Consider the following 24,457-nt stretch of genomic DNA (forward strand, 5'->3'; position numbering starts at 1 on the left):
CTGTTCGTTTCTGAAATAAAAGAATATCTTTGTGCATCAAGGTTTTCACTTTGTAAAATCGGGTCTAATATACCATATTAACAGCATGACAAGAAACAACATATTCGGCTTATTATTTACTATTCTTTGTATATCAGGATGTATCTCGTGCAATAAATATCTATTGAGCGAAAAAGATAAGGAGATAGAAAAGGAAGATATTCCCATTGAAGTATTCGAAGCTATTTCAAATATCGACCTGTCTGCCCGAAAGAATTGGGTACTGATAGTAAATTATGAGTCGATATATGATTATGCGATAGACAAAAATACGCTCAAAGCCATTCCTAAAGATACTCCCTGCTATATTTGGGGTCCCAACATAATCGAAAATGAGGATGGCATAGATTGGATCAGTCCGGGGTTAGGCCCGATTATTCTCTTTGCTTCTCAAAACTATTATGCTAATTTTATATCTTACACAGATACTACATCTACAAAGATTTTTGACCAAACAACCGAAGATAAATTATTAGCTGCCGATTGTTTGTCTTGCCTATATTCAGGAAAAGTATCAACACATCTTTCTGATATTTTGGTACATAACAATTGTTTACTGGATTTTGAATTGAAGAATGTTCCCGAGTCTACAACTGTTATGGTGAAAAGCCGGGTACCTATCCAACCATTCAGATATAAAACGAATCCACAACATTATAAAGCGATCGTATTTTCATATTGTGGAGAAAGAGATGCCGAGCTTTACATTACCATGGATGATAAGATCCATATTGTTAAATTACTTCCAAAAATAAACCGCTCCAATCTGAGTAATGATCTGTTCCCAGATACATACCGTTATACAACCCCCGATACATATTATAAATTCACTTTATCTTACGACGAAGAAAAAGATGTATTTTCAATTGAAGATGCAGAGAATAGTGTGTGGAGCCAATGGTTTCATTCTCAATAAGTCAGGAGAAACAATAGCCTATTGCTCTAATGGTTACATTTTAGACAAAAACAAAAAGACACTAGGCTATTATTCTAATGGTTATATACTCGACAGCAATTATAAAACCATCGGAAATTATGCTAATGGATATATAACTTTAAAGAAAAATTCTTCAACTGTTCCGACAACTTAATGATCTAGCATTTAATCGTTTCACTATTTCCTGAAACTCTGGTGGTATTCGTTTCATGACTTCCTGCTGAATATCATCCGGTACACCATAATAAGCCCCGGCAATTCCTCCGGTAATGCAAGCCAGCGTATCGCTGTCGCCACCTAATGAGACGGCCAGGCGGATGGCGTTCTCAAAGTCCGTACTTTCCAGAAAGGCAATAATTGCTTCGGGAACCGTTCCCTGGCAACTGACATCAAAACGATAGTCCGGACGTATCTCGTCACAAGTACGGTCCAGATTATAAGAAAAAAGAGATTCAATAGATCGCTTGATCTCCTGCTTACTATTCCCATCCCGTGCCATATAAACAGCAGTAGCAGTGGCCTGCGCTCCTTTAATCCCTTCGGGATGGTCATGAGAGACCATAGCAGTTCCTTTAGCAACGACCAACGCCTCTACCAACGAAATGCATCCCCATCCGACAGCACTCACCCGCATCGCCGAACCATTCCCCCAACTGTCATAAGGTTGCGGTTTTTCCTCCTGTAGCCAATGGCTGAAACGAGCACCATAACCACCCATCGGACACGGATATTTACGTCCGTACTCCTGCATGATTCCAACAAGGTTTCCCCTATTCAGTAACCAATCAGCTATAGCGACCGTCATGATCGTATCGTCCGTATAATTACTTTCATCTGTAAACAACGGAAAATCCATTGTCTTTATATTATCGAATTCATAAACGGAGCCGATAATGTCTCCTGCTATTGCACCTATCATCGTATGTTAATTAATATTCTTCTGTTGCATAAAAATAATAAATATATTCAAACATGACTCGCTTATACTAAAAAAACTATACAAATCATCGAAATTTTAAAGCCTTCGGATATATTTGTGCACTTATTCAAATTCAAAACAGCATTTAATATGAAAAAGACTATTTTATGTGGTCTCTTATTGCCTATTACCACACTGGTATTTATTGCTTGCAGCGGAAACAGTAATCTTACAAACCAATTAAAAGGTTCCTGGGTAGCCCCGATCAACGGAATGCCCGAACAGATGGAAGGTTTCGAACTGAAAGACGACGGACTTGCTTCTTCCATCAATATGGCGACACTGGTTTATGAGAAGTGGGAAACCATTAAAGTGGATAACGCAGATGCCCTGGTCCTTCAGGGGAAAAGTATCGGTAACGGACAAACGCTCTCATTCGCCGACACATTAAAGATCGACAAGATAACCGAAAACTCACTGATTCTCACCAGAGACAGTTATACCAGAACATATTCAAAAAAATAAAGAAAAGCCATTGCCTACAGACTGAATAGGTTTATAGGCAATGGGTATCTTCAATCATGTCATAATCCTGTCCGAACAATATTTCTTCCGTTTACAGGTCTTACAGGGAATCCCCATCCAAAGCTCATCGAACTGTTCGACGGCTTCCGTCACCAGCTCTTCCACCGAGGTAAAAACTCCTGCCTCGAAGTTACGGTTATCTTTTCCTTTCATTCCTAAGGCGGCTCCCGTTAAGTTTGCCGATCCGATATAGACCTGCTTCAAATCGAATATCAATAGCTTAAAATGAACACGAGGACAAAGTACGCGTTCCATACGGCTCCAAAGCAAAGGATATTTATCGAAGTCATCACGGAAGTTCTGTCCCGGTTCCTTTGCATGGATCAAACGTACTTCAACACCTTCCCTGACCTTTTGCTCCAACAGTTTCAGTAAAGGGACAGCATCTTTTCCTTCTTTGATGTAAAGATCTTTTATATCAGCCGTCCCGATCCAAACCGTCCGCTTCGCCTGCCGGATAGCTTCAATCAGGAAAGAGTAATGTTGTTCGTTTTTGATGTATTGGAGCATAGAATATATCTTTATTATTTATCTTTTCTGTCAAGTTCTCTTTCGGTATAATGTGCTTTAGCTATAGCAATAGCACGTTGCAATTTTTCAGACAACAAATTCTTATCGGGCAGTTGAGTATAATATTGTGCAACTTTAATTGGACTTTCTTCATCTAGCATCAAATACTCAATATGCTCTGTATTTCCTTCAGAACATAGAATAAGACCTATAGGAGATTCTTCATATTCTTTTCGTTCATTTTTGTTTAGATAACGAAGATAGAGCAGCATTTGTCCTTCATACTCTGGTTTAAATTTTCCAAGTTTCAAGTCAATGGCTACTAATCTACGAAGCCCACGATGAAAAAAAAGTAGATCGATATAATAATCTACAGCATCCACTGTGATACGTTTTTGACGACTTAAAAAAGCGAAATCAGAACCTAACTCATTAATAAACTGCTGCATTTGTGTAATAATAGCCGATTCCAAATCTTTCTCAGAAAAGCAATCAGACAAACCGAGCATATCAAGAAAATAACTACTACGAAACACCAAATCTGGAAGAAGTTGGTTTGTATCTTTTACATATGCTAATTCTTTCTTTATCACATTTTCAGGTTTTCTGCTGATGGCAGTTCGCTCATACAACTGTCCATCTATCTTTTGATCCAATGTTCGAGTATCCCAATGTTCAATATGACACATTTCCATATAAAAAGATCGGGCAAGTTTATCTTCAATAAACATTAATGAACGCAAATGAGTCCATGTCAATTGTATACGCGTTGCGTATACAATCTCTTCTTCTGAAAAAATATACGCAGCGCGTATACAATGTAAAAGTTTACGATCCCCCCAACCGTTACCATATTTTTCTGTCAGACGTTTAGCTAATTGCTTCACAATTTGTTTTCCATAATCTGCACGTTGATTATAAAGCACATCCTCTTTAATCCGTTTACCAACATGCCAGTTTATCAAACATATTTCCGTATTCAGATAAGTCGCCACCCGGATACGCCTGTTGTCAATTATCTTACAAACATCCGTATACAAACTATTTTCTTCGGGTAAAATCATTTCTATATTTTTCATTTTACATCAAATTAGAAGGGGTTACACAAAGGTAATAAAGTTTGCTACTTGATTTACAGTTGGGAAGAGAGTTTATCTGTTTTCAACATAGATTTAAGAAAAAACTTGTTGTGTACTTGCCTACTGTTTGAGGCAAGTACACAACAAGTTTACAATTTATTATCAATATTCCCTAAAGATGATCTACTTAACAAGAAACTTTCTTTTCTGATCTTTACAGGTCAGCAGATAAATTCCATTCTCCAGCAAGAAGCAATACCGACCATTTCCATCAGTAATATGTGAAATGACTACTCTTCCTCCAATTTCATAGATCATAAAACGGGTATAAACAGGAAGCCCTTCCACTTTCACTTGATTACCAGAAACTGAGAGACGGAATTTATCGGTATTTATTCCCTCCACACCTGTTTCTGTTTGATAAGTAACTATACTATTACCGGCAAGTTTTAACTGAGACACATTATTATAATATATCACTTTTTGTAAATCACTATCAGCCAACTGATAGCCATTATAACCGACAGCAACAATTGTTCCGACAGGAGGTGTTTCCACATAACTAATCTGCCAGTTGTTTCGTAAAGAAGGATTGACCAACAGACGATTTCCGTCATTCATTAAAGCCAATCCATCCACTTTTGCCTGTCCTCCGATTTGTAAATTCGCCCAGGTGTAAAGGGCACAATCTTCATTTCCAGAAATCTCACCACCAGTCATACGGAAAAAGCAATGCTCACTGACAAAGACTCCCCCACAGCCATCCGTCACTTTGTTTGAAGATATTTTGCCGCCAGTCATAATGAACTGACCACCGCCATTATTCGCCACAGCTCCAATCTGACCGGTATTGGATGAAATTTCACCATCGGTCATGGTAAATATACCTTCATTATAAACAGCACTTCCATAAGCACCGATATTACCGGTAATTGTTCCTCCATCCATTGTCAGTTCACCACCTTTAGCAATACAAACAGCACCGGAAGGGGTATCGGCTTCAATTCTTTTACAATTCTTTATTGTAACACCGTCTTTTAGTTTCAGTTTACCATACACAATCAGCGAACCATCTTTTAAGGAAACTCCGTTACCATCGATCGTTATATCATCCAATTCCAAAGAATAGCCGGAATGGATACGGAGCATGGCATACGGGTTATCGTTCCCTCTTATTAATGAGCCACCTTTCAAACGGATATGTTTATAAACGTTCAAAGGTTTATGTAAAGTTATACCGCCGCTGGGGATAAATATTTCAGTAGGACTATCTTCGGTACCTTCCGGAGCGTTATCAATAGCACCTCCAAGTTCGTCCTCGGTGGTTGGGTTGTTGTCTGGGGTTGGATCGGGAGAGGGATCAATTATTCCATCATAAGAAACAACCACTGTTGCTAATTCTTTCCCTTTATAACATTCAGTCATTACAGAAACATAACCATCACTATCAAATGTATACTCATAAGCATAGTCCCCCATCTCTTCTATCAAATTGCTATTCTTTTTACCTATATACCCTAAGACAGCAAATTGAAAAATATCCTCATTATAGACTTGAGCAAATAAATGAACTAGCTCAATATTCATTTTATTTTCTATGTCTGTATATATATAATGTTCTTGATTACTATTTGGACCATTTGGATAACCATTCATTACATTCCCATTTTCCCAATCATAGGTTTGGACAAATTCATAATTACCTAGTATGCCCTTTAATGAAAGCGTTTGATTATTTCCATCATATTCATAATAGGTCAGATCCACCTCATCATATGCATCGCCATCCTCTAATAACACTTCTTCCTTTACAATATACCCTTGGTCATTCAATTCACAAATAACTTCATCCATTAACTCTCCAGTATTTATATCTTTGGAGGTCATCGTTAATGTTTGATCATTTAAATTATAATAGGAGACTCTATTTTCCTGTAACATCCTAAAATCTCCTTGATTTTGTGTTTTTATAATTCTTCCTTTTTCATCATACTCTAAATTCATCGTCATCTTTTTAACTCCTTCTGAATTATAACATTCAATAGTTCTCACTAGTTTTCCTCCAGCCCTAGTAACTAATGCATTCAACGGAATATCTTCTATCCCCTTTTTCAAATCCAGCCTCAACGTCTTCTGAGATAACGCCGTCAAAGGAAATGCCACAATAAACCCGATAAACAAAACGATAGGAATAATCCACTTGTGTAACATGTGTTTCATAATACTAGTATTCGTAACACCGAGGCTCGGAGTGTCAGTATAGAAAAGAAGTGTGAGCCTGTTAGTTTATCCCGTAAAGAGGCTCTGGACTGCCCGCCAAGTAGATAAAAAAACAGCTCACACCTTTATCATATATGAAATACATATACAACAAGGATGAACGTTTCAATCTATTCCTACTTGATTAGAAATTGTCCAGATTTCTTTACGTCGGAATAAGCTAAACGCTTCTATAAAATTTATGTCAGCCCAGGAAATAAATCCTTTGCCGGAACAAATATATAAAATGTTTAACACAGAAACGCCCTGTGAGCTGTTTATTTTTCTTCTGAGTTGTAATGCGACTTTAACAAAAACGGTACGCAGAAACTCTATTCTTTTATCTTTTCTTCATTCCTTATTCCCGTCAACCAATTATCCCTTAGCATATAACACTTCTTTTTTCTCCTCCTCAGCCAGATTATTTTCCCCTGCTCGTTCAGCTTTTCAAATCCTTCAATACCTGGTAATAGCTGCAATGGTTAAAACAACATACAATAGATGGAAGAAACCAAGCGTTCTTCTTTCAATTTGGAAAAGATATTTTCCAACGGTTCCTTCTCCGTCATCTCTTTTCGCTTGGGAAGTACGGCGCGAACAAGCAGTATAACCTTCAGCTTATGTTTCAACTCGGGTGAAGCACAATAGACAACATTATTGAAACGGATCGATTCGGCACGGATTTGTTTAGAGTTGGTGATGTCTTTCGGAGTCTTTACATGCAGTGAACCTGTTTCCCCTATCTCACGGTTCAGAGGGTTCTTATTGAATGCATATTTAACACACATAAGCAATAGATTTAAGTTTTAAGCCCTTGTTATTTAATGCGAAATATAGTGATAAGTTTTCTTTTTCGCAAGCATAAAATTAATTTCGTGTATGCTAAAAGACAAAAAACATCAGAGATCAATAGTCGTTTATCAAATATCTAAAACTAAATATTCAAGTCTAAGGAGTTTGTGCTTCCTGTAAAACCATTATCTTTGTTAAAGCTATAATAAAATACGAGATGAAGAATATTCATAAGATGAAACTAGAGGGCTTCATTATGCTAAGCCTCACATTGTTATTTTCATGCTCACCAAAGGCATCCCCTCGCCTGCTGGAACTATATAAGGAATATCACGATAAAGGTTTTGAGATCTACCAGCCCCTAAGTGACCTATTAAATGAGAAACTAAGTAAAAAATAAATTCAGATAAAGAAATATGCTAATCATCCTCACGTCGGCAAAAACAATGACCGGCACCTCTAAAATAAAGGCCCCCGCAGGGACAATGCCCCGTTTTGCACAGGAAGCAAAAGAAATAGCCTTGAATATGGCACAGTTCTCGTCGGATGAGCTGAAAAAGATATTGAAATTAAATCCTAAGCTGGCACTGGAAAATTACAACCGGTTTCAGGAGTTCCATACGGAAGAAGTACATCCCCTGCAAGCATTGCTGGCATATACCGGAGTTGTCTTCAAAAATATCAACCCGAAGGACTTTTCGGAAGATGATTTCCTGTATGCCAACGAGCATCTGCGGATCGCATCTATCTGCTACGGACTGCTGCGCCCGCTCGACCTGATCAAACCTTACCGGATGGAATATGAAGTGAAACTACCGGAACTGGGTGAAGGGAATATGTATAATTACTGGCGTCCACGTCAGACCGAGTTACTAATCGATGAAGTGAAAAAGAACGGCAATATCCTGATGAACCTTGCCAGCCAGGAAATCCAGGGAGCATACAACTGGAAAGAGGTGGAGAAAGCCGTCCGCATCATCACGCCGGAGTTCAAGGTATGGAAAAACGGAAAAATACAGACCATCGTGATCTATACGAAAATGGCACGCGGACAAATGACCCGGTACATTCTGAAAAACCGGATCACCGACCCCGAAGCTCTCAAAGATTTCTCCTGGGAAGGTTTTACCTACAATGAAAGTTTGTCAGATGGAGACAACTGGGTTTTCCTGCAAAGCTAAAGGGGATTATATATTATTATCTTCAGTACAAAAGAAATCGACCTTCCACTCAATAATCGAAAGATAAAAACGTTATATTTACGTTCCTCTTTTAAATGAATTATGAAATGAAAAAGACCTGTTTACTGTTGCTTTTGCTCGTTAGTATAATCTATATAAATGAAGGTTACCGGATTATTAGCGAAGGTATGTTGGTGAAGAGTACCGACAAAGGTTCCCTGTCGGATATTGCCGAGGAGGTGATAGCTGTTCCCCTAGAAACGAAATCGGACTGCCGGTTGAAATATGCCACACAGATCAAACGCGACAGGAATGAACTGTTCCTGGTAAGCGACGGCCAGCTTTACCATTTCGACTGCTCCGGCAAATTCATCAACCGCATCACCAGCAACCAGCATTTTCCTGTTGCCGACTATGTCATCGACCCGCTCGAAAAACAACTGATTGTTATGGATAACAAGGAAAACGTCTATTATTATGATTACGACGGGGCGTTACTGGAAAGGAAAAGCCTTGCCGGTATCAACCCGCTGAAAGCCCCTACCCGCCTGATGTATTACGACCGCCATATCTGGATAACAGCACAGGCATTGTCGCCTTCCAAAGAAGATGCCAATAAACAGTGCATGGACCAATGGCTCTATAAATTCGACACGACACTCAACCTGCAGGATGCCCGTAAACTGACGGCTGCCGACCTGGGACGTTTCTATCTCGGTGCCTGTTTCTCCACGGAGTTGTCCGTTGCCGACGGAAATGTGTATGCCTATTCGCCCTCCACGCAGCCGGACGAACTACTCGCCGACACGCTTTACCTGATCAGCCGGAACCAACTGAATATCCATGACGAATATTCCTCGATCCTGCCTCTGTGTATAGCCGGACGTTACCTGGTTTCCACCTATTCGAATGCTGCCGACGAGGAACAGAATTACACGTTCTGTTATGACCGCCGCGAAGAATATGCTTATAATGTAACAGGAGGTTTTGAAGATAATTTCTATCATACGGGAAGAGTTCCCGACTTGCAGGCATTGGATGTTTACAACAGTTCTTTCTGTTACTGCCGTTCGGGGGAGGAAGTGAAAAATGCTTTTCCGGACCGTACAGAAGAGGATAACCCCGTTCTGTTCATTGTCCGGATGAAAGCATAAAAGAATAACAACTTTTTAATTAGAACAATCTGCCGCAGAAGCGAACTTTCATGACCGGATAAACAGTCAGCTTATCCATGATCTTCGAGAAGCTGTCGTCGCTATCGGTCAATGCGCTGCCCAGATCACCGGAACTTGTGTAAAGTTTAGGTGAGCCATGGAACTGTACACCCAATTCAAACTGCACGCCGATACGTTTCTTAGGCACTGCACGTCCGAATCCCAGACCGATATAAGGACGGAATCCCGATACTTTAAGGCCGCCTGACACATTACCGTTCTTATCGACTGCGATCGTCTGGTCGCCGATAACGATATTTGCATCACCGCCATTCTGTATGTATTCAGCCAGTTCATCACTGTGCCCGTCGATTTTTATCATCTCCTTACCACCGAAATAAGCACCGGCAGTCACAAAGAAAGAAGAGCTCAGGAACGGATAATAATTGACCAGCAATTCGCCGGAAGCACGTTTCGTAGTACCTCTCAGGTCAAGGGTAGATGTTTTTTCACCCAGTTCCGGATCCGACAGGTTCACATCCGCATCTGTATTAATATGAATACCCGGCATGAAAGAAACACCACCGCGAATAGCAAAATGAGGTGTAACAGGAGTTGCCACATCAACACCGATACCTGTCGTACCAGCACTTACACCTACTGAAAGAGAGTTGAAAATTCCCAGTTCCTTCTGAGCGGAAACCTGGTTACACAATACGCTCAGGCATACGAATGCCCAAAGAAAAATTACCTTTTTCATACTGATAGAGTTTAATAAAAATACTAGTTCAGAGTCTAATGAAAAAATATATATAAGTTCGGCGCGAAAGTACAAAAAAAGTAAATGATATGAAAAAAAGTATGTGTAAAAACGATCCGGGGAGGTATAATACATAAAAAAAGCAGAGTTTCGCAGACTATTCAATTAATAATTAAATAATACTGCGAAACTCTGCATATGTTATGCGCCCTCTGCATCTCCGGATACAGACGATGGCGACTCACCTTTCGGGGGTAGAATTATTCTTCGTCTTCGCTATCGTCTTCCTTGATATTGTGGAAAACGTTCTGTACGTCGTCGTCTTCTTCCAGCTTCTCGATCAGCTTGTCCAAAGCTTCACGCTGCTCAGGCGTTACTTCTTTCAAGTCGTTCGGGATACGGACAAACTCGCTGCTTGTGATCTCAAAACCGTTCTCTTCCAGATATTTCTGGATAGCCGAGTTCTGTGCAAATTCACCGTAGATAATTACTTCTTCTTCGTCCTCATCCACTTCATCCACACCATAGTCGATCAGTTCGAGTTCCAGGTCTTCCAGCGAAATACCTTCCTTCTTGGCAATATGGAATACACACTTATGGTCGAACAGGAATTCAAGGCTACCGCTTGTACCCAGCGAACCACCGTGTTTGTTGAAGTAGCTGCGCACATTAGCAACCGTACGGGTTGTATTGTCTGTCGCTGTTTCCACAAAGATAGCGATACCATACGGGCCGTATCCTTCATAGTTCATTTCCTTATAACCAGTGAAGTCTTTTTCTACAGCACGCTTAATGGCACGTTCTACATTGTCCTTCGGCATGTTCTCCTTCTTGGCGTTTTGCATCAAAGCGCGCAAGTGGGGATTGTTTTCCGGATCAGGACCGCCCGCTTTCGCCGCAATAGTGATTTCCTTACCCAGTTTCGTGAATACGCGGGCCATATTACCCCAACGTTTAAATTTTCTTGCTTTACGGAACTCAAACGCTCTTCCCATATTATATGAATGTTTTTATTGTTATAAATGAATCATTATCTCAATGATGCGCCCAGTTTGTCTTCCAGATTCTTCCGGATCTTCTGCATGATCGCATCGATTTGTTTGTCGTTCAATGTCTTTGTCTCATCCTGCAAGTAGAAACTTACGGCATACGATTTCTTTCCTGCCGGCAGGTTCTTGCCTTCGTAAACGTCGAACAGGGAGATATCCTTCAGAAGCTTGCGTTCGCTGTCGCGGGCAATCTTCTCGATTTCGGCAAATTGTACCGATTTGTCAAGCAACAACGCCAGGTCACGTTTTACTGCCGGGAACTTAGATATCTCAGAGAAAGTAACCTTGCTCTTCTTCGTTTCTTTCATCAGCAGTGTCCAGGATAATTCGGCAAAATATACGTCAAAGTCGATATCCATAGACTTGCATATCTTACGGCTGACGATACCGAAAGTACCCAACTCACGTCCTGAACCGGTCGTGATGCTGATACCTGACGAATAGATATCGTTGCTCAGGTTTCCGAAGATCACTTTCTTTCTGTCGACACCCAGGCGTGCCAGGATATTTTCAACGTAAGCCTTCAGTTCGTATACGCTGGATTTCTCGTCGGCATGTGCCCAACTGTTCTCTACACGGTTACCGCAAACCCATAATCCCAGGCGATAGTCTTCCGAGAATTCAGCTAAAGTTGCGTCTTCGCGTTTCTTTTCAACATTATAATCGTAGCAGTTTCCGAATTCGAAGAAACGGATATTGCCGTTCTTACGTTTCGCATTGTGCTCGATGCTTTCCAGACCACCGAACAACAACGTCTGACGCATACCGTTCAGGTCTGCACTTAACGGGTTCATCAGCATGACGCAATGAGAAACCGGATAAGTAGTCAGTTCATCGTAATAAGCGGAACGAGTCAGCGAATTATTCATGATTTCATTGAAACCCGAACCGCAGAGCTGTTCTGATATCAGGTTCTGCAACTGGTAACCACGGTCAGTAGCAGTCTTGTAGCTCAAGTTCGATTTTACATTCTCACTGAACTCTATATTATTATATCCGTAGATACGAAGGATATCTTCTATCACATCGACATCACGCTGTACGTCGATACGGTAAACCGGAACATGGATAGTCAGACCTTCTTCAGTCTCTGAAACGATTTCCATTTCCAGGCTTTCCAGAATACTTTTAACCGTTTCCACCGGAATATCCTTACCGATCAGGGCATTGATCTTGTTATAAGTCAGTTCTACCGTATAAGGCAGCATCGGACTCGGATAAACATCCTGGATAGCACCGGTAATCTTACCGCCGGCTACTTCCTGGATCAACAGAGCGGCACGCTTCAATACATAAATGGTATTGTTTGCATCCAGACCACGTTCGAAACGGAAAGAAGCATCGGTATTCAAACCGAAACGACGAGCCGTCTTACGGATCCATGTCGGATGGAAACAAGCCGATTCCAGGAACACATCCGTAGTCTGTTCCGTCACACCTGAATCCAGGCCACCGAACACACCACCGATACACATCGCGTCTTCCGTGTTACAGATCATCAGATCATGATCGGTCAACGTACGTTCAACACCGTCCAGGGTAACGAACTTCGTTCCTTCCGGCTGTGTTTTCACGATTACTTTGTTTCCTTTTACTTTACCAGCATCGAACGAGTGCAGAGGCTGCCCCATTTCATGCAATACAAAGTTAGTCACGTCCACTACATTATTAATAGGACGCAGACCGATTATAGTCAAACGGTTTTTCAACCATTCCGGACTTTCTTTTACCGTTACGCCTTTGATCGTCACACCGGAGTAACGCGGACAGGCTTCCGTATTTTCAACGATCACTTCGATAGCCGGAGTTTCATCGTCGATCTTGAAAGCGTCTACCGACGGGCGTTTCAGTTCTGTCGGCTTACCGTTCTGTTTCAGGTAAGCGGCCAAGTCGCGGGCTACACCGAAATGAGAAGTTCCGTCCACACGGTTCGGAGTGATATCCACTTCCAGCACGTAGTCGCTCTTTACATTATAATACTCCTTGGCCGGAGTTCCTACAACTGCATCAGCTGGCAATACGATAATACCGGCATGGTCTGTCCCGATACCGATCTCGTCTTCCGCACAGATCATTCCGTTAGACTCGACGCCGCGGATCTTCGACCGTTTGATCGTAAAGACTTCGTCACCGTCATAGAGTTTCGTACCGTTCACAGCGACAACCACTTTCTGGCCTGCTGCGACATTAGGTGCGCCACAAACGATCTGCAAAGGTTCTTCACCGCCTACATTTACTGTAGTAATATGCAGGTGATCTGAATTCGGGTGTTCCACACAGGTCAGGACTTCACCGATAACCAGTCCTTCCAGGCCACCTTTGATAGTTTGAACTTCTTCTACTCCCCCGGTTTCCAAACCGATAGAGGTTAGTGCTGCTGATACTTCTTCGGGCTGCAAGTCGAAATCAAGATACTCTTTCAGCCAGTTGTAAGATATATTCATTGTTCTAAAATTTATTCAATCACGCTACTTTGCATCTGCGGTTTTTCCGCTAACGCCAATTTGACTGGCAAAAGTACAAATAATAGAACTATTATTCAAAACGTGCACAGACTTTATTCTTGCATTGTTTTAAAAAACTTATAAATCAACGGTTATTCCTGACAATTCATTCCAAATTTCTTTGCCTAATAAAAAAATCAATCTAACTTAGATGCGTATTTTCAACCGATGAGATTAGCGAGGGTACTAACAAGACGATTGGAAAACCTAAGTAAATGATTTAAAACACTAGCATTCATCATAATAACTATATGTCTGGCAAATCTTCATTGGTACAATCGATCTTCCTTCCGCTGTTATATCTCCTGCTTTTCAGCTCCTGTTCTCATGCTGCAAAGAAAAAACATATATTGATCATTCAATCTTACGAATCCAATTTCCCCGCTTATAAGGAAATGAAAAAAATTCTGGCAAAGCAGTTACAAGAAAAAGATATTCAGGCAGAAATTTATTCCTATTACCTGGACTGTGAACAGAACCTGGAGAAAAAGCAAAAAATAAATCTTTTCGAGAAACTGAACGAACTGTGTTCCTGGGAACCGGATATTATCCTGACGTTCGACGATCAGGCATTGAACATTCTACTGACCTGCGATCATCCGTGTATTACAACAATCCCGGTCGTTTTCACCGGAGTCAATTATCCCAATACATCCTTTCTTCAGAAATACCCTAATATCACCGGATTCCACGATAAGCCGGATTATAAAACGAATATAAAACTGATCGAACAGCTGATCGGAAAATGTATCGTAGTCAGGGTTACCGATGGGGAGTACATCGACCAAATGATCCTGGAAGATATGAACGAGCAGATCAAAGATATCTGTAAGATGAATGACCTTTACTCGCCCGACAGGATACGCATCTCCGGAAAGAACGGTATTTCCCTGAACGGGGAAAAGAAAATAGAGCCGGATATTATGTATGTAAGTACAATCAACGGTAAATCGACCCGATCATTGATAAAAGGGCTGGGCGAAAACTACTACAATAAAGCCTATCTCGCCACCAAAAGAGATTATCTGACTCTTTCCCTGGGCCGTTTCAGTTCATTTCCCGGCTTTTCCGTTATTTATGAAATGATCGGAAGTAACAACGGAGTGGCCGGCGGCTTCGTCACCCCTCTCGAGGGATTAACGATCCTGGCTGCCAACCGTATTGCGGATATACTGAAAGGCGTCCCGACAAGTAATTTCTCACAAATTACAGAAACGAGTAAAGCGTACGTATTCGATTACAAGGTATTGGAACAATGGGGCATCAGCAGAAGCAAATTACCTGCAGGTTCTTTGTTCGTGAACATGCCTTTTTATATACAGTATAAGATATATTTCATATTCTTGCTTATTCTGGTCGGGATCTCCCTCATCATTATTATCACTTATCAGCGTATACTTTACAAAAGAGAGAACATCCGGAAAAAAGAGATACAGGAAAACCTGAGACAGGAAAAAGAGTTCCTATCATTTGCCCTGGAAAGCGGTAACATTTTTACTTTCCGTTACAAGAACGGTACCTTCCTGTTCGACAAGGAATTCTACCATTATCTGAATATACCGGAAGAGCCGATCAGTGCAGACCGTTTCCAGAAAGCGATCCATCCCAGCGAACAAGCGGACTTTCTGCTAAACCGTTACAAACTGGATCATGGCTTCGCCTCCCGGCAAATCACTAAAAGACGCTACAACTTTAACCAAAAGGGATATCTTTGGTGGGAGTTCCGTTATGCACAAAACATAAATATCTCGAACGGAGAAACCGAGATCGAAGTAAACGGGCTTTGCCTGAATATACAACATACAAAAGACACGGAGGATGAGCTGATCAATGCCCGCAGGAAAGCGGAAGAGTCGGATCAAATGAAGTCTGTTTTTTTGGCAAACATGAGCCATGAGATACGTACGCCGTTAAATGCGATCGTCGGCTTCTCCCAGTTGATAGCTTCCGAAGACATGGAACTGGAGGAAGAGGAGAGATTGGAATTTATAGGTCTGATCAATAAAAACAGCGATCAGCTACTAAAACTTATCAATGATATTCTGGATCTGTCCCGCATAGAATCCGGGCATATTTCATTCGCTTACGAAATGTGCAATATGAATGAATTGATGGATGATGTATACAATACGCACCGATTACTGATGCCTCAAGGGGTAGAGTTGCGGAAAAAAGTACCGGAAACACCCGCTATCATCAACACCGACCGCATCCGCTTAACACAGGTTCTTACGAACTTCATCAACAATGCGACTAAATTCACGACGCAGGGATATATCGAGATCAAGTATGAATACAGTTCCGACAACCGGTTTATCCTGCTGTCTGTCAGGGATACGGGAAAAGGAATCCCTACGGATAAGATACAACAGGTATTCGAACGTTTCCAGAAACTGGATGAGTTTGCCAAAGGCACCGGTCTGGGACTGGCTATCAGTCAAAGTATTATCAAGACATTCAAAGGAACGATACAGCTGGAGTCAGAAGAAGGAAAAGGCAGCAAGTTCACTGTATCGCTACCTTATGAACCCGCATCACTCAGTTAACAGTTTATTGGCTTTAGCCTCTTCGCGCCATTGAGGTATCACTGTCTTCAGAAAAGCTTCTTTGGCTTCATTTTCGGTTTGTATATCGAGACCGATATACTTCTGTGCTTTTTCTTTCGTAGAAATATCCGGCATGGGAACATCACCTGAATATCCGAGCTTAAAAAGAATCTTCATTATATCCATCTGTGCCTGCATGACCTTATCGATCCCGGTTCCTAAGACGCGCAACACCTCCTGCGGAGCATGAAAAGAAGCTCCGTGCGATGCGACACAAAAATCCCAGCGCCATTGTGCCTGCCTGATCAGTTTCAGTACCTGTTCCATTTGTTTCTCCGTAGCTCCCCGGTCCCAGGCAAATTTTGCTTCGATATGCGCTTTCGCTAATTCCGTTTCCAATTGCTCACGTATTTCCGCCACTTTGGTCTGACGGTCATAGACATCCTGACGCAAGGTTTCTTCAGTCTCACGATGGCAAGTCTGGCAGGTCCGGTCGATCATAGCCAGAGGGCTTTGTACATGGTGGTCGTTATAACCTTCCTGGTTTTCACCCACATAAGGCATGTGGCATTCTCCGCAGGAAACACCCCGGCGGGCATGAATCCCCATCTGTGCCATTTCATAATCGGGATGCTGGGCTTTCAGCAAAGGTGTCCTGCTCAGTTTATGGACATAGTCGGAAAAACCGATCCGGTCATAATACGCCTCGATATCTTCCACCGAATATCCATTGTCCCAGGGAAGGACCACCCGTTTATCTTCTTTTGAAAAATAATATTCACTATGACACTGCGCACAAACCAACGAACGCATCTCCTGCTCCGACACATTATCTATGCTCATGCCTTTCCGCGTGTAAGCTTCGGTCAGAAACAAACGGGGGATATGCAACTCCATACTCTCCGGATCATGGCAATCCGCACAAGCTACCGGATTAATGATCTCACTTCCCCAGGCAGCCCATTTCCTTTTATAAAAAGCTTCCCGCCCGATCTTATCTATCAAACGCGACGCATCCGAACTTTTGCAGGCCCAGCAGGCAGCCGGTTGGGGACCGTCATTTTCTCCTTCGGGTGCTCCCGTCCTCAAACTGGTGTACATATCATCGATCGCGTACATATGTCCTCTCGGTGTACAGTAACTTTTAGAGAAAGCATACCCGGCCCATAGAATAACGAGGTTCGGACGTTCCGCCAAGAGGTCTACGGCCTGGTTCCCGTTGAAGAGACTGGCAAAACTGGTATCCGCAGTGTTTTTCCAGCTTCGGTATTCTTTGGAATAACGTAATTCGAGTTTGTTCGCAGATGAATTTTCATTTATTTCCTGATTCCCGGTATTTACATCATCGATAAAAGTAATATTATCCTCCCTGACAAGCCCATATCCTACAGACACAGCCAATATTCCCAATATGACTACCCCCAACAAGACCAGATACAGATATCTTATATTCAGCTTATTATTCATTTGAATCAATTTGTTCGTATTATCTCACCCACACTCTTCAAAAACCTTTGATTTTCCAAAGTTTCGGACCGTGACGCAAATTTAGTAAAAAGAAACAACGAGCCAAGCTATATCTGTCATTTATAACAGGAAAAGATTCGTCCTCATTCCGCATATCCTCTGTCCTCCCGGCGAATCTTATATGCATTTGCATCCTCATCCCAAAATAATGTCGTATTTTTGCATCGTTTTATCAGATAAAAATATCCAACGAGAGATTCTTATTATGCGCATCGACATACTTACTGTACTTCCTGAAATGATCGATGGAATGATCAATTGTTCCATTGTAAAACGGGCACAGGACAAGGGCCTGGCTGAAATTCATTTACATAACCTGCGTGACTACACGACCAATAAGTGGCGGCGTGTAGACGATTATCCTTTCGGGGGTGAGGCCGGTATGGTGATGCAGATCGAACCGATCGACCGGGCTATAACTGCACTGAAAAGCGAACGGGAATATGACGAGGTGATCTATACGTCGCCGGACGGGGAAACATTCAACCAGCCGATGGCGAACAGCATGTCGTTGCTGGATAATATGATTATTTTGTGCGGTCATTATAAAGGTATAGACTACCGCATCCGGGAGCATCTGATCACCAAAGAGATATCTGTAGGCGATTATGTGTTGACGGGTGGCGAACTGGCTGCCGCCATTATCACCGATGCGGTCGTACGATTGATCCCCGGAGCCATCGGTGACGAACAAAGCGCCCTCTCCGACTCTTTCCAGGATAACCTGCTCGCCCCGCCCGTTTATTCACGTCCTGCCGAATACAAAGGTTGGAAAGTACCCGATGTCCTTCTCTCCGGCCACCAACGGAAGATAGACGAATGGCGTTTGCAACAAGCACAGGAACGGACAGCCCGGTTGCGTCCGGATTTGCTGAAAGACAAATGACAAAATGACTCCCTACCAAGTGCTTTTACGAACACATAGATATGTTAAAAAATATTAGTCGCCAGGGTATTTTCATTTACCTGGTATATTAATCCGATTTACCCGGTAGGGTAGTGTCATTTTGATAGTTGTCATTTATTCTGCCGGGCCATCAATTGGGCCATATACAAGGAACGGGGGAAGATATTGATTTCATTCCGTCCTTCCCAGATGCCATCCGGACGATCTGTAAAATGACCGGGATACTTCTCCCCTTTCAAGCCGATACAATAATTCTTTCCGGAAGTCCACGGACTCTGTACCGCTGCGCGTTTTACCCGGCAGTTCCATACGACCTGCGTCACACCTGCCCAGCCATGACCGCTTCCCATCTGTCCGCGATCCTGTACATTTATTTCTCCATCGGTTACGATATTATCATATAAGGTACCGATCGCCCAACGATGATGCGGACCTATATCCGCAAATGTCTGGGAAGCCGTGCAGTTATAGAATACGTTCGGTCCGCAAACCTGGGCACCGGTCACATAATCATGACGGCCTTCCGTAGCCTGGCAGTTCATAAAGAGGTTTTGTTGTCCCCAGTTGTTGAAAGAGTAACGATATCCCCCTGTTATCAAAGATTTCGATTCCAGGCAACGGCAATCTATTACAGAAACATTTTTGGCAGAACGTTCACAACTGACAGCCGAGTAAGCGAAATAACGGGCGGTAATATTTTTCACCCAACAATTCTCCGCTTTATCCAGTTTGACGGCGATCCAAGCATGTTCCAGATCCTCGTAATCTTCGAATTCAGACTCAAAGCAGATATCAGATACACCGACTTCGCTGATACGTCCGTCAAAACGATATGTATAGACCTCTCCACCACCGAATCTTTTATCCATTTGCATAACGACGGGATTGTCGATAAAAATACGGTTTCCTTTTACTTTGACGATCTCCCGTTCAAACGCCAGGTTATATTCCTGCGGTGTCCATTGGCGCGTACCTTTCCGTTCCACGATCTGGTCCATCTTAATGGCATGTATCCACTCCTGTGTGCCGGGACGGTAAACGATCACACGGTCGCCCGCTTTGAATCCTCCGGTTGAAGATACGCAGAAGGAATGACTGCCGACCGGTACAAAATCATCTGTGATCTTCACTCTTGTACCCAGTACTTCCTGCATATCCCCACGACCTTTCACCTGTATCAACGAACGTCTTTCTTTTCCGGTAGCAATCAAACGGGTTTCATTGATATTGTCTCCTTCTCCTTTCAGGACAATGCCGCTCGTATGGATGACAATCGTACCGGCTATCTTATACACACCCCGTTTCAGCAATATAGTCCCGCGATGCCCGTTCTCATCCGGACTTCTGCGTGCAACTTCATCGATAGCCTGCTGGATCAATGCACCGCTATCTCCCTCCTCAGCAGGAAAGACCTCTTTTACGGCCGGATATACAGGAATACTTTTATCCCCGTGATGATAACCTACCCGGCTGAAATCCGGGATCGTATTTCCGTCTTCGTCCGGAACATACATCAAAGTGCCTTCATCACTGATTCTGACGAGGGAAGATTGCCATGCCGGAGGTAACTTCGTTTGCGCATTACAAACGAATGTTACCCCGACTGCCAATCCAATTATTACATATTTAAATGCGCTCACTTTATACTTAATCTTCTATAATCACACGGAAACCTACATTATGAACTTTCTGCCAGGGCAGGTAAGATTTGCGATAGTACGCTGTTGCCGTTTTCGGATGGTCGGTCCATGAACCGCCGCGAACAACTTTTTCCGATCCGCTACCCTGCATTTTCTCGCTGTACGGATAAGGCAGATAATCGGAACGTGTCCATTCGGCTATATTGCCCTGCATGTCATACAATCCCCACGGGTTTGCCTGATAACCTCCACCTTTCACCATCAGCATGTTACCATCGTCTACATTATTATCTTTCGGTTGGAAAGTATAATATTTATACCAGGGATCAGAAGGACTCATCGGCTGGGGATTCACACCTCTTACCGCCAGTTTGTTCAACTGCTTATCACCCATATTTTCATATTGCGAGAAGTCCGTATTCAACGCTCCGTACCAGAAATCGTCTCCACTACCCGCACGACAAGCCCATTCCCATTGCACCTCTGTCGGCAATGTCACTTTCAAGCCTGTTTTCTCACTTAACTTCTTGCAGAAAGCCATTGCTTCTTCCCAACTGACACGGATAGCAGGTTGCTCCGGATTGTTAGCCGGATATCCCTCGTGTACATGGTCTTTCCAAAGTTGGTTGACGAAACGGCTGTTATGATCCGGGAAGATCGTACGGAATTGTTCGTTACTTACTTCGATCTCCGCCATCCAGAAGGCTTTTTTCACTTCCTGCTTGTTTGCCGGCGAATAATCGGAATGTTTCCGGTTTGTACCCATGACAAACTGACCGGCAGGGATACGGACAAAATTCATGACAATGCCCGGAGCCAGTTCGATACTTTTCTTTGTCTCCTGTTCTTTTGCCAACATATCTTTGGCTGCATCCGCATCAAAAGGCCAGCCTTTCACCTTCACCTCTTTATCTTTATATTCCTGACGTTCAGGTTTTACAGGAGACGGTTTCGGCTGTTTAGCCAGATAGTCGGCATAGTTGCGGATTTCTGTCTGCCAGTCCACACCCGAGCCGGCATATTTTTCGGTCAGTTCCGTACGACGGCTGATCTGTTCTATGCCTTTAAATATATTTGCCTTAAACTTACTATGATAAGGAGCATTAAAGTCAATCCAGTTATATAGCGTACCCCATTCCTTATCTGTTAATTCCACACCATGATGTCCCGTTCTCAGCATCTTGATCAACTGGCTGGTGGAGGCATGATATTCATAAGGGTTCAACACTTCGATTTCCGCTTCCGGCCCTTGGCGATGTACGTATGGATGCAGGTTCAGGTAACTTTCACCAAATCCGGAGAATTTGTCGATACGTCCACCGGTAAAGTCAGCTAATTTATTGGAACCGTCATGACAAGCAATACAAGCCCGGTCGAGGATCGGCTGAACTTCCAGTTCAAAGGTGAACGGACGCTGGCCTCCTTCCGGGAGGGTGATGGCATGCGGTTTGATTGTCGAAGCTACCACCCGTTTCGGGATAGGTATCTGATTCTGATCCTCATGGCAACCGATACAGGAAACGGTTTCACCCGGCATACCGGTCAGCCAGCTCCTCATCCATTGTACCGCACGTCCGCACGAATCGAGCGGCTGAAGCGAGATAGGCGTATTCGCCGGTATGGTGAACAAGGCTGAACCATCTTCTTCTACCGGAACAGTTCCGAGCAAACGTTTAATATCCCATCCGCTCTGAACACCCTGCGCCCAATGATCGGACGGTGTTCTGTTATAAGCATATTCATAAGAAAGCACACGGAAGGCTTTCACCGTACCGCGTGGTACGCCTTTCAATCCTTCTCCTTCGTAAATATCCTGAATGAAGACTGTCGCCTCTTTCGTTCCGGGTTTCGTACGATCAGGGATAACCGGAGGAACCGGTGTCTTTCTGACCGGTATCGGATGGATCAATCCTTCGCCTTCAAATTCTGCAATCAATGTTAAATTGTCGAATACATCCACCAGATAAATACCCCACAGAGCATTCGGATTCAATTTGGCAGCTACCAGGAAATATTTATCATTCAATGGATAAGGTTTAATGAACTGAGGCCAGACGTCATCCACCAAACGGTCTTTAACGATCGGTTCTATCTTTCGGTCACGGAAAGGCAACTCCTGCACCATTCCCAGTTCAGCCTTACGTCCTTTGGACGGATCGAACAGGATCAGGCGGCCGGAACGGGCAACGCCATGATGACCGGAAATAATTCCGATAAAACCGGATGCCTGTCCGGGGATCGGCTTGGCATCGAACGTACTGTTCGGGAAATAAGAACCGCTACCGTAAAGTGCTTTCTGTTCCGTTCCGTCCGGATTCATGTGCATGACAAAGCGGGAGAAATAATGCGTCAGGTCGGTATATTCCCAACGGGTGTACATCACCTTGCCGTTATTCATCAACACCGGCGACCAGTTAGCATCCTGGTCGAATGTCAGACGGCGCAACGAACCGTCCTTCGGATCGTACAGGCACATATTACCTACTTCGTCGTTACCGTTGACACAAGGCACGCCGTTATAACCGATATTAGATATGGCCATGATCTTACCGGAAGGCAGCCAGGTGGCATCAAAAAACTCCAGATCTTTTTCCGGCGATTCAACCAGTTTCTTCAATCCTTTTCCATCGACACCGACTTCAAAGACCTGCCAGCGTTTGTCGGTATCGACCATAGAGAACATGATACGGTCGGCATCCCAATGCAGTTTCAGATCGGGAACGGACGAGCCGTTATCCGGTTTAAAGATAGTACGCGACTGAATATCGCCCCGCAGGTTTGACAATTCGACGATTTCCGCATCGAATCCGCCACGGGCAGCAGAAGTCTGGTTCGACCAGTTATTATTTTGCGTACCCAGTGAACGGGGGTTGATCTGCCGGGCATTCGTCCCTATATGATAACGGCCGACAATCAGTTTATCCATATCCAGTTCCGGATTAGCCAGCAGGATATCATGTTTCAACAGCAAAGCATCCTTTGCCTCTTTTATAGAAGTTGCATCGTTCGAATAGATACCGGAGAAACCTTTACTTACCAATGCTTTCAGTATGGAAAGCCTGGATTGATTGGTATCCTGGTCAAACGATTTGTTACGTTTCATATCATTAAAAGCCTCTTCGACGGCCCGTACATTCAACCAACTCAAAGATTCCTGCAATTCGTATACCTGCATAGCATCCTGTGCTATATTCAGATAAGCGATCACCTGTTTATCCAACTCTTTTTCCTGACCGACAGTAGCGATCCGGGTTGTAAAATACGCCTTATCCGTCAACAGGTCGACAACGGACTGAGCGATATGTTTTTCTATATCGGCATTATAGGTCGTAACCAATGCTTTCATATCACTTCCGGCAAACGGAAGGAATTGTGCCGATTCAGCCGGGAAACCGGCAATAATATCTTCGGATAACTCTTTTCCGGTTATTCCTTGCAAGCGGAAAATAACTGTTCCCGCAGAGGAACGGTTTTCCAGTCCGATCTCAGCTTCAAAGCGGACATATTTCTTATCCAAAGGTACGACGATCTGTGTATTGGCATTCGCCATGATCGTCCGTTCATAGGTTTTTCCAGCCATAACGACCGGAACATTTTTGGCGTTGGCATTAAAGACCAGGCGCCCTGTTCCTGTATCTTTGAAGGTATCCTTCAGGTCATTCAGCCAGACAGACGAGCCGTCGGCTGCGATCAGCCGGGCATTGGCCCATACAGCCTGGTCGTCGGCAGTACCGTCGACAGTACCCCAGGTATAAAGCACGATTTCATCCAGTCCTGTTACATCGGCGGTAAACTTTTCAGCTGCTTTCTTTGCTTTTATTACTTTGGATGCGACCGGAAGAGAGCTCTTTTTCATTTGCTCATAGGCATTCTGTTTGGCAACAGCAATTCTTTCCGACCAGGAAGCGGGCGCATTCCCTTGCTTTTTCTGCTTTTGGGAAAAGGCAGAAAGTGAAAAAGCCAGGCAGGCTGATAAAATAATTAATCTCTTTTCCATGATATCTATCTCCTATATTCAGAGAAGGAAGCCCCGCCAATAACAGCGAGGCTCCTCACCCATACTTAAATT

Annotated in this window: 17 protein-coding genes; 6 read left to right on the top strand and 11 right to left on the bottom strand. The window is 43.2% G+C overall.

Going from position 1 to position 24,457, the window contains the following annotated elements:
- The first annotated feature begins 85 nt into the window (after positions 1 to 85).
- Positions 86 to 955, top strand: a complete 870-nt coding sequence (locus tag IEY67_RS05680; RefSeq protein WP_183669254.1) for a hypothetical protein — start codon at positions 86 to 88, stop codon at positions 953 to 955.
- A gap of 154 nt (positions 956 to 1,109) precedes the next feature.
- Here IEY67_RS05680 and IEY67_RS05685 read toward each other — a convergent pair whose 3' ends face one another.
- Positions 1,110 to 1,895, bottom strand: a complete 786-nt coding sequence (locus IEY67_RS05685) for an ADP-ribosylglycohydrolase family protein (RefSeq protein ID WP_183669252.1) — start codon at positions 1,893 to 1,895, stop codon at positions 1,110 to 1,112.
- Between the two features lie 150 nt (positions 1,896 to 2,045).
- On the opposite strand from IEY67_RS05685, the gene IEY67_RS05690 reads away from it, so the two are divergent.
- Complete coding sequence (locus IEY67_RS05690; RefSeq protein ID WP_183669249.1) at positions 2,046 to 2,420, top strand: lipocalin-like domain-containing protein; 375 nt, start codon at positions 2,046 to 2,048, stop codon at positions 2,418 to 2,420.
- Positions 2,421 to 2,474: 54 nt separating this feature from the next.
- Here IEY67_RS05690 and IEY67_RS05695 read toward each other — a convergent pair whose 3' ends face one another.
- The 4 genes from IEY67_RS05695 to IEY67_RS05710 all read right to left on the bottom strand — a co-directional run bounded on the left by IEY67_RS05695 (position 2,475) and on the right by IEY67_RS05710 (position 7,116).
- Positions 2,475 to 2,990 (bottom strand): phospholipase D-like domain-containing protein, encoded by a 516-nt coding sequence (locus IEY67_RS05695; protein WP_183669247.1) that lies wholly within the window; start codon positions 2,988 to 2,990, stop codon positions 2,475 to 2,477.
- Positions 2,991 to 3,004: 14 nt separating this feature from the next.
- A complete protein-coding gene (locus tag IEY67_RS05700; RefSeq protein ID WP_221267766.1) occupies positions 3,005 to 4,069 on the bottom strand; it encodes a PDDEXK nuclease domain-containing protein in 1,065 nt (354 codons plus the stop codon).
- Positions 4,070 to 4,252: 183 nt separating this feature from the next.
- On the bottom strand, positions 4,253 to 6,289 hold the full coding sequence (locus tag IEY67_RS05705) for a hypothetical protein (protein ID WP_183669245.1): 2,037 nt from the start codon (positions 6,287 to 6,289) through the stop codon (positions 4,253 to 4,255).
- Between the two features lie 521 nt (positions 6,290 to 6,810).
- Positions 6,811 to 7,116: a hypothetical protein gene (locus IEY67_RS05710; RefSeq protein WP_183669243.1), complete on the bottom strand. Its 306-nt coding sequence runs from the start codon at positions 7,114 to 7,116 to the stop codon at positions 6,811 to 6,813.
- Positions 7,117 to 7,536: 420 nt separating this feature from the next.
- Here IEY67_RS05710 and yaaA point away from each other — a divergent pair, with 420 nt between their 5' ends.
- The gene (yaaA, locus tag IEY67_RS05715; RefSeq protein WP_183669242.1) at positions 7,537 to 8,301 is read left to right on the top strand and encodes a peroxide stress protein YaaA; all 765 of its coding nucleotides are present in this window, start codon (positions 7,537 to 7,539) and stop codon (positions 8,299 to 8,301) included.
- A gap of 107 nt (positions 8,302 to 8,408) precedes the next feature.
- Complete coding sequence (locus IEY67_RS05720) at positions 8,409 to 9,455, top strand: 6-bladed beta-propeller (protein WP_183669240.1); 1,047 nt, start codon at positions 8,409 to 8,411, stop codon at positions 9,453 to 9,455.
- A gap of 19 nt (positions 9,456 to 9,474) precedes the next feature.
- On the opposite strand, the gene IEY67_RS05725 is transcribed toward IEY67_RS05720, so the two are convergent.
- From IEY67_RS05725 to pheT, 3 genes are all read right to left on the bottom strand, one after another.
- Positions 9,475 to 10,215, bottom strand: a complete 741-nt coding sequence (locus IEY67_RS05725) for a hypothetical protein (RefSeq protein ID WP_122356200.1) — start codon at positions 10,213 to 10,215, stop codon at positions 9,475 to 9,477.
- A 260-nt stretch (positions 10,216 to 10,475) separates the two neighbouring features.
- Complete coding sequence (locus IEY67_RS05730; RefSeq protein ID WP_122356198.1) at positions 10,476 to 11,210, bottom strand: YebC/PmpR family DNA-binding transcriptional regulator; 735 nt, start codon at positions 11,208 to 11,210, stop codon at positions 10,476 to 10,478.
- A 35-nt stretch (positions 11,211 to 11,245) separates the two neighbouring features.
- Positions 11,246 to 13,708: a phenylalanine--tRNA ligase subunit beta gene (gene pheT, locus IEY67_RS05735; RefSeq protein ID WP_122356196.1), complete on the bottom strand. Its 2,463-nt coding sequence runs from the start codon at positions 13,706 to 13,708 to the stop codon at positions 11,246 to 11,248.
- Between the two features lie 311 nt (positions 13,709 to 14,019).
- Between pheT and IEY67_RS05740 the strand changes: the two genes are divergently transcribed.
- Positions 14,020 to 16,314 carry an ATP-binding protein gene (locus tag IEY67_RS05740; protein ID WP_183669238.1) on the top strand — a complete coding sequence of 765 codons (2,295 nt, stop codon included), beginning with the start codon at positions 14,020 to 14,022 and terminating at the stop codon, positions 16,312 to 16,314.
- On the opposite strand, the gene nrfA is transcribed toward IEY67_RS05740, so the two are convergent.
- A complete protein-coding gene (gene nrfA / locus IEY67_RS05745; protein WP_183669236.1) occupies positions 16,303 to 17,781 on the bottom strand; it encodes an ammonia-forming cytochrome c nitrite reductase in 1,479 nt (492 codons plus the stop codon). The genes IEY67_RS05740 and nrfA overlap by 12 nt on opposite strands.
- A gap of 265 nt (positions 17,782 to 18,046) precedes the next feature.
- Here nrfA and trmD point away from each other — a divergent pair, with 265 nt between their 5' ends.
- Positions 18,047 to 18,727, top strand: a complete 681-nt coding sequence (gene trmD, locus IEY67_RS05750; RefSeq protein WP_122356190.1) for a tRNA (guanosine(37)-N1)-methyltransferase TrmD — start codon at positions 18,047 to 18,049, stop codon at positions 18,725 to 18,727.
- Positions 18,728 to 18,858: 131 nt separating this feature from the next.
- Here the strand turns inward: trmD and IEY67_RS05755 are convergent, their stop codons facing one another.
- A complete protein-coding gene (locus IEY67_RS05755) occupies positions 18,859 to 20,388 on the bottom strand; it encodes a hypothetical protein (RefSeq protein WP_183669234.1) in 1,530 nt (509 codons plus the stop codon).
- A 7-nt stretch (positions 20,389 to 20,395) separates the two neighbouring features.
- Complete coding sequence (locus IEY67_RS05760) at positions 20,396 to 24,385, bottom strand: SUMF1/EgtB/PvdO family nonheme iron enzyme (protein WP_183669231.1); 3,990 nt, start codon at positions 24,383 to 24,385, stop codon at positions 20,396 to 20,398.
- Between the last annotated feature and the right edge of the window lie 72 nt (positions 24,386 to 24,457).

This window comes from Parabacteroides faecis (assembly GCF_014647375.1).
GTDB classification, from domain to species: domain Bacteria; phylum Bacteroidota; class Bacteroidia; order Bacteroidales; family Tannerellaceae; genus Parabacteroides; species Parabacteroides faecis.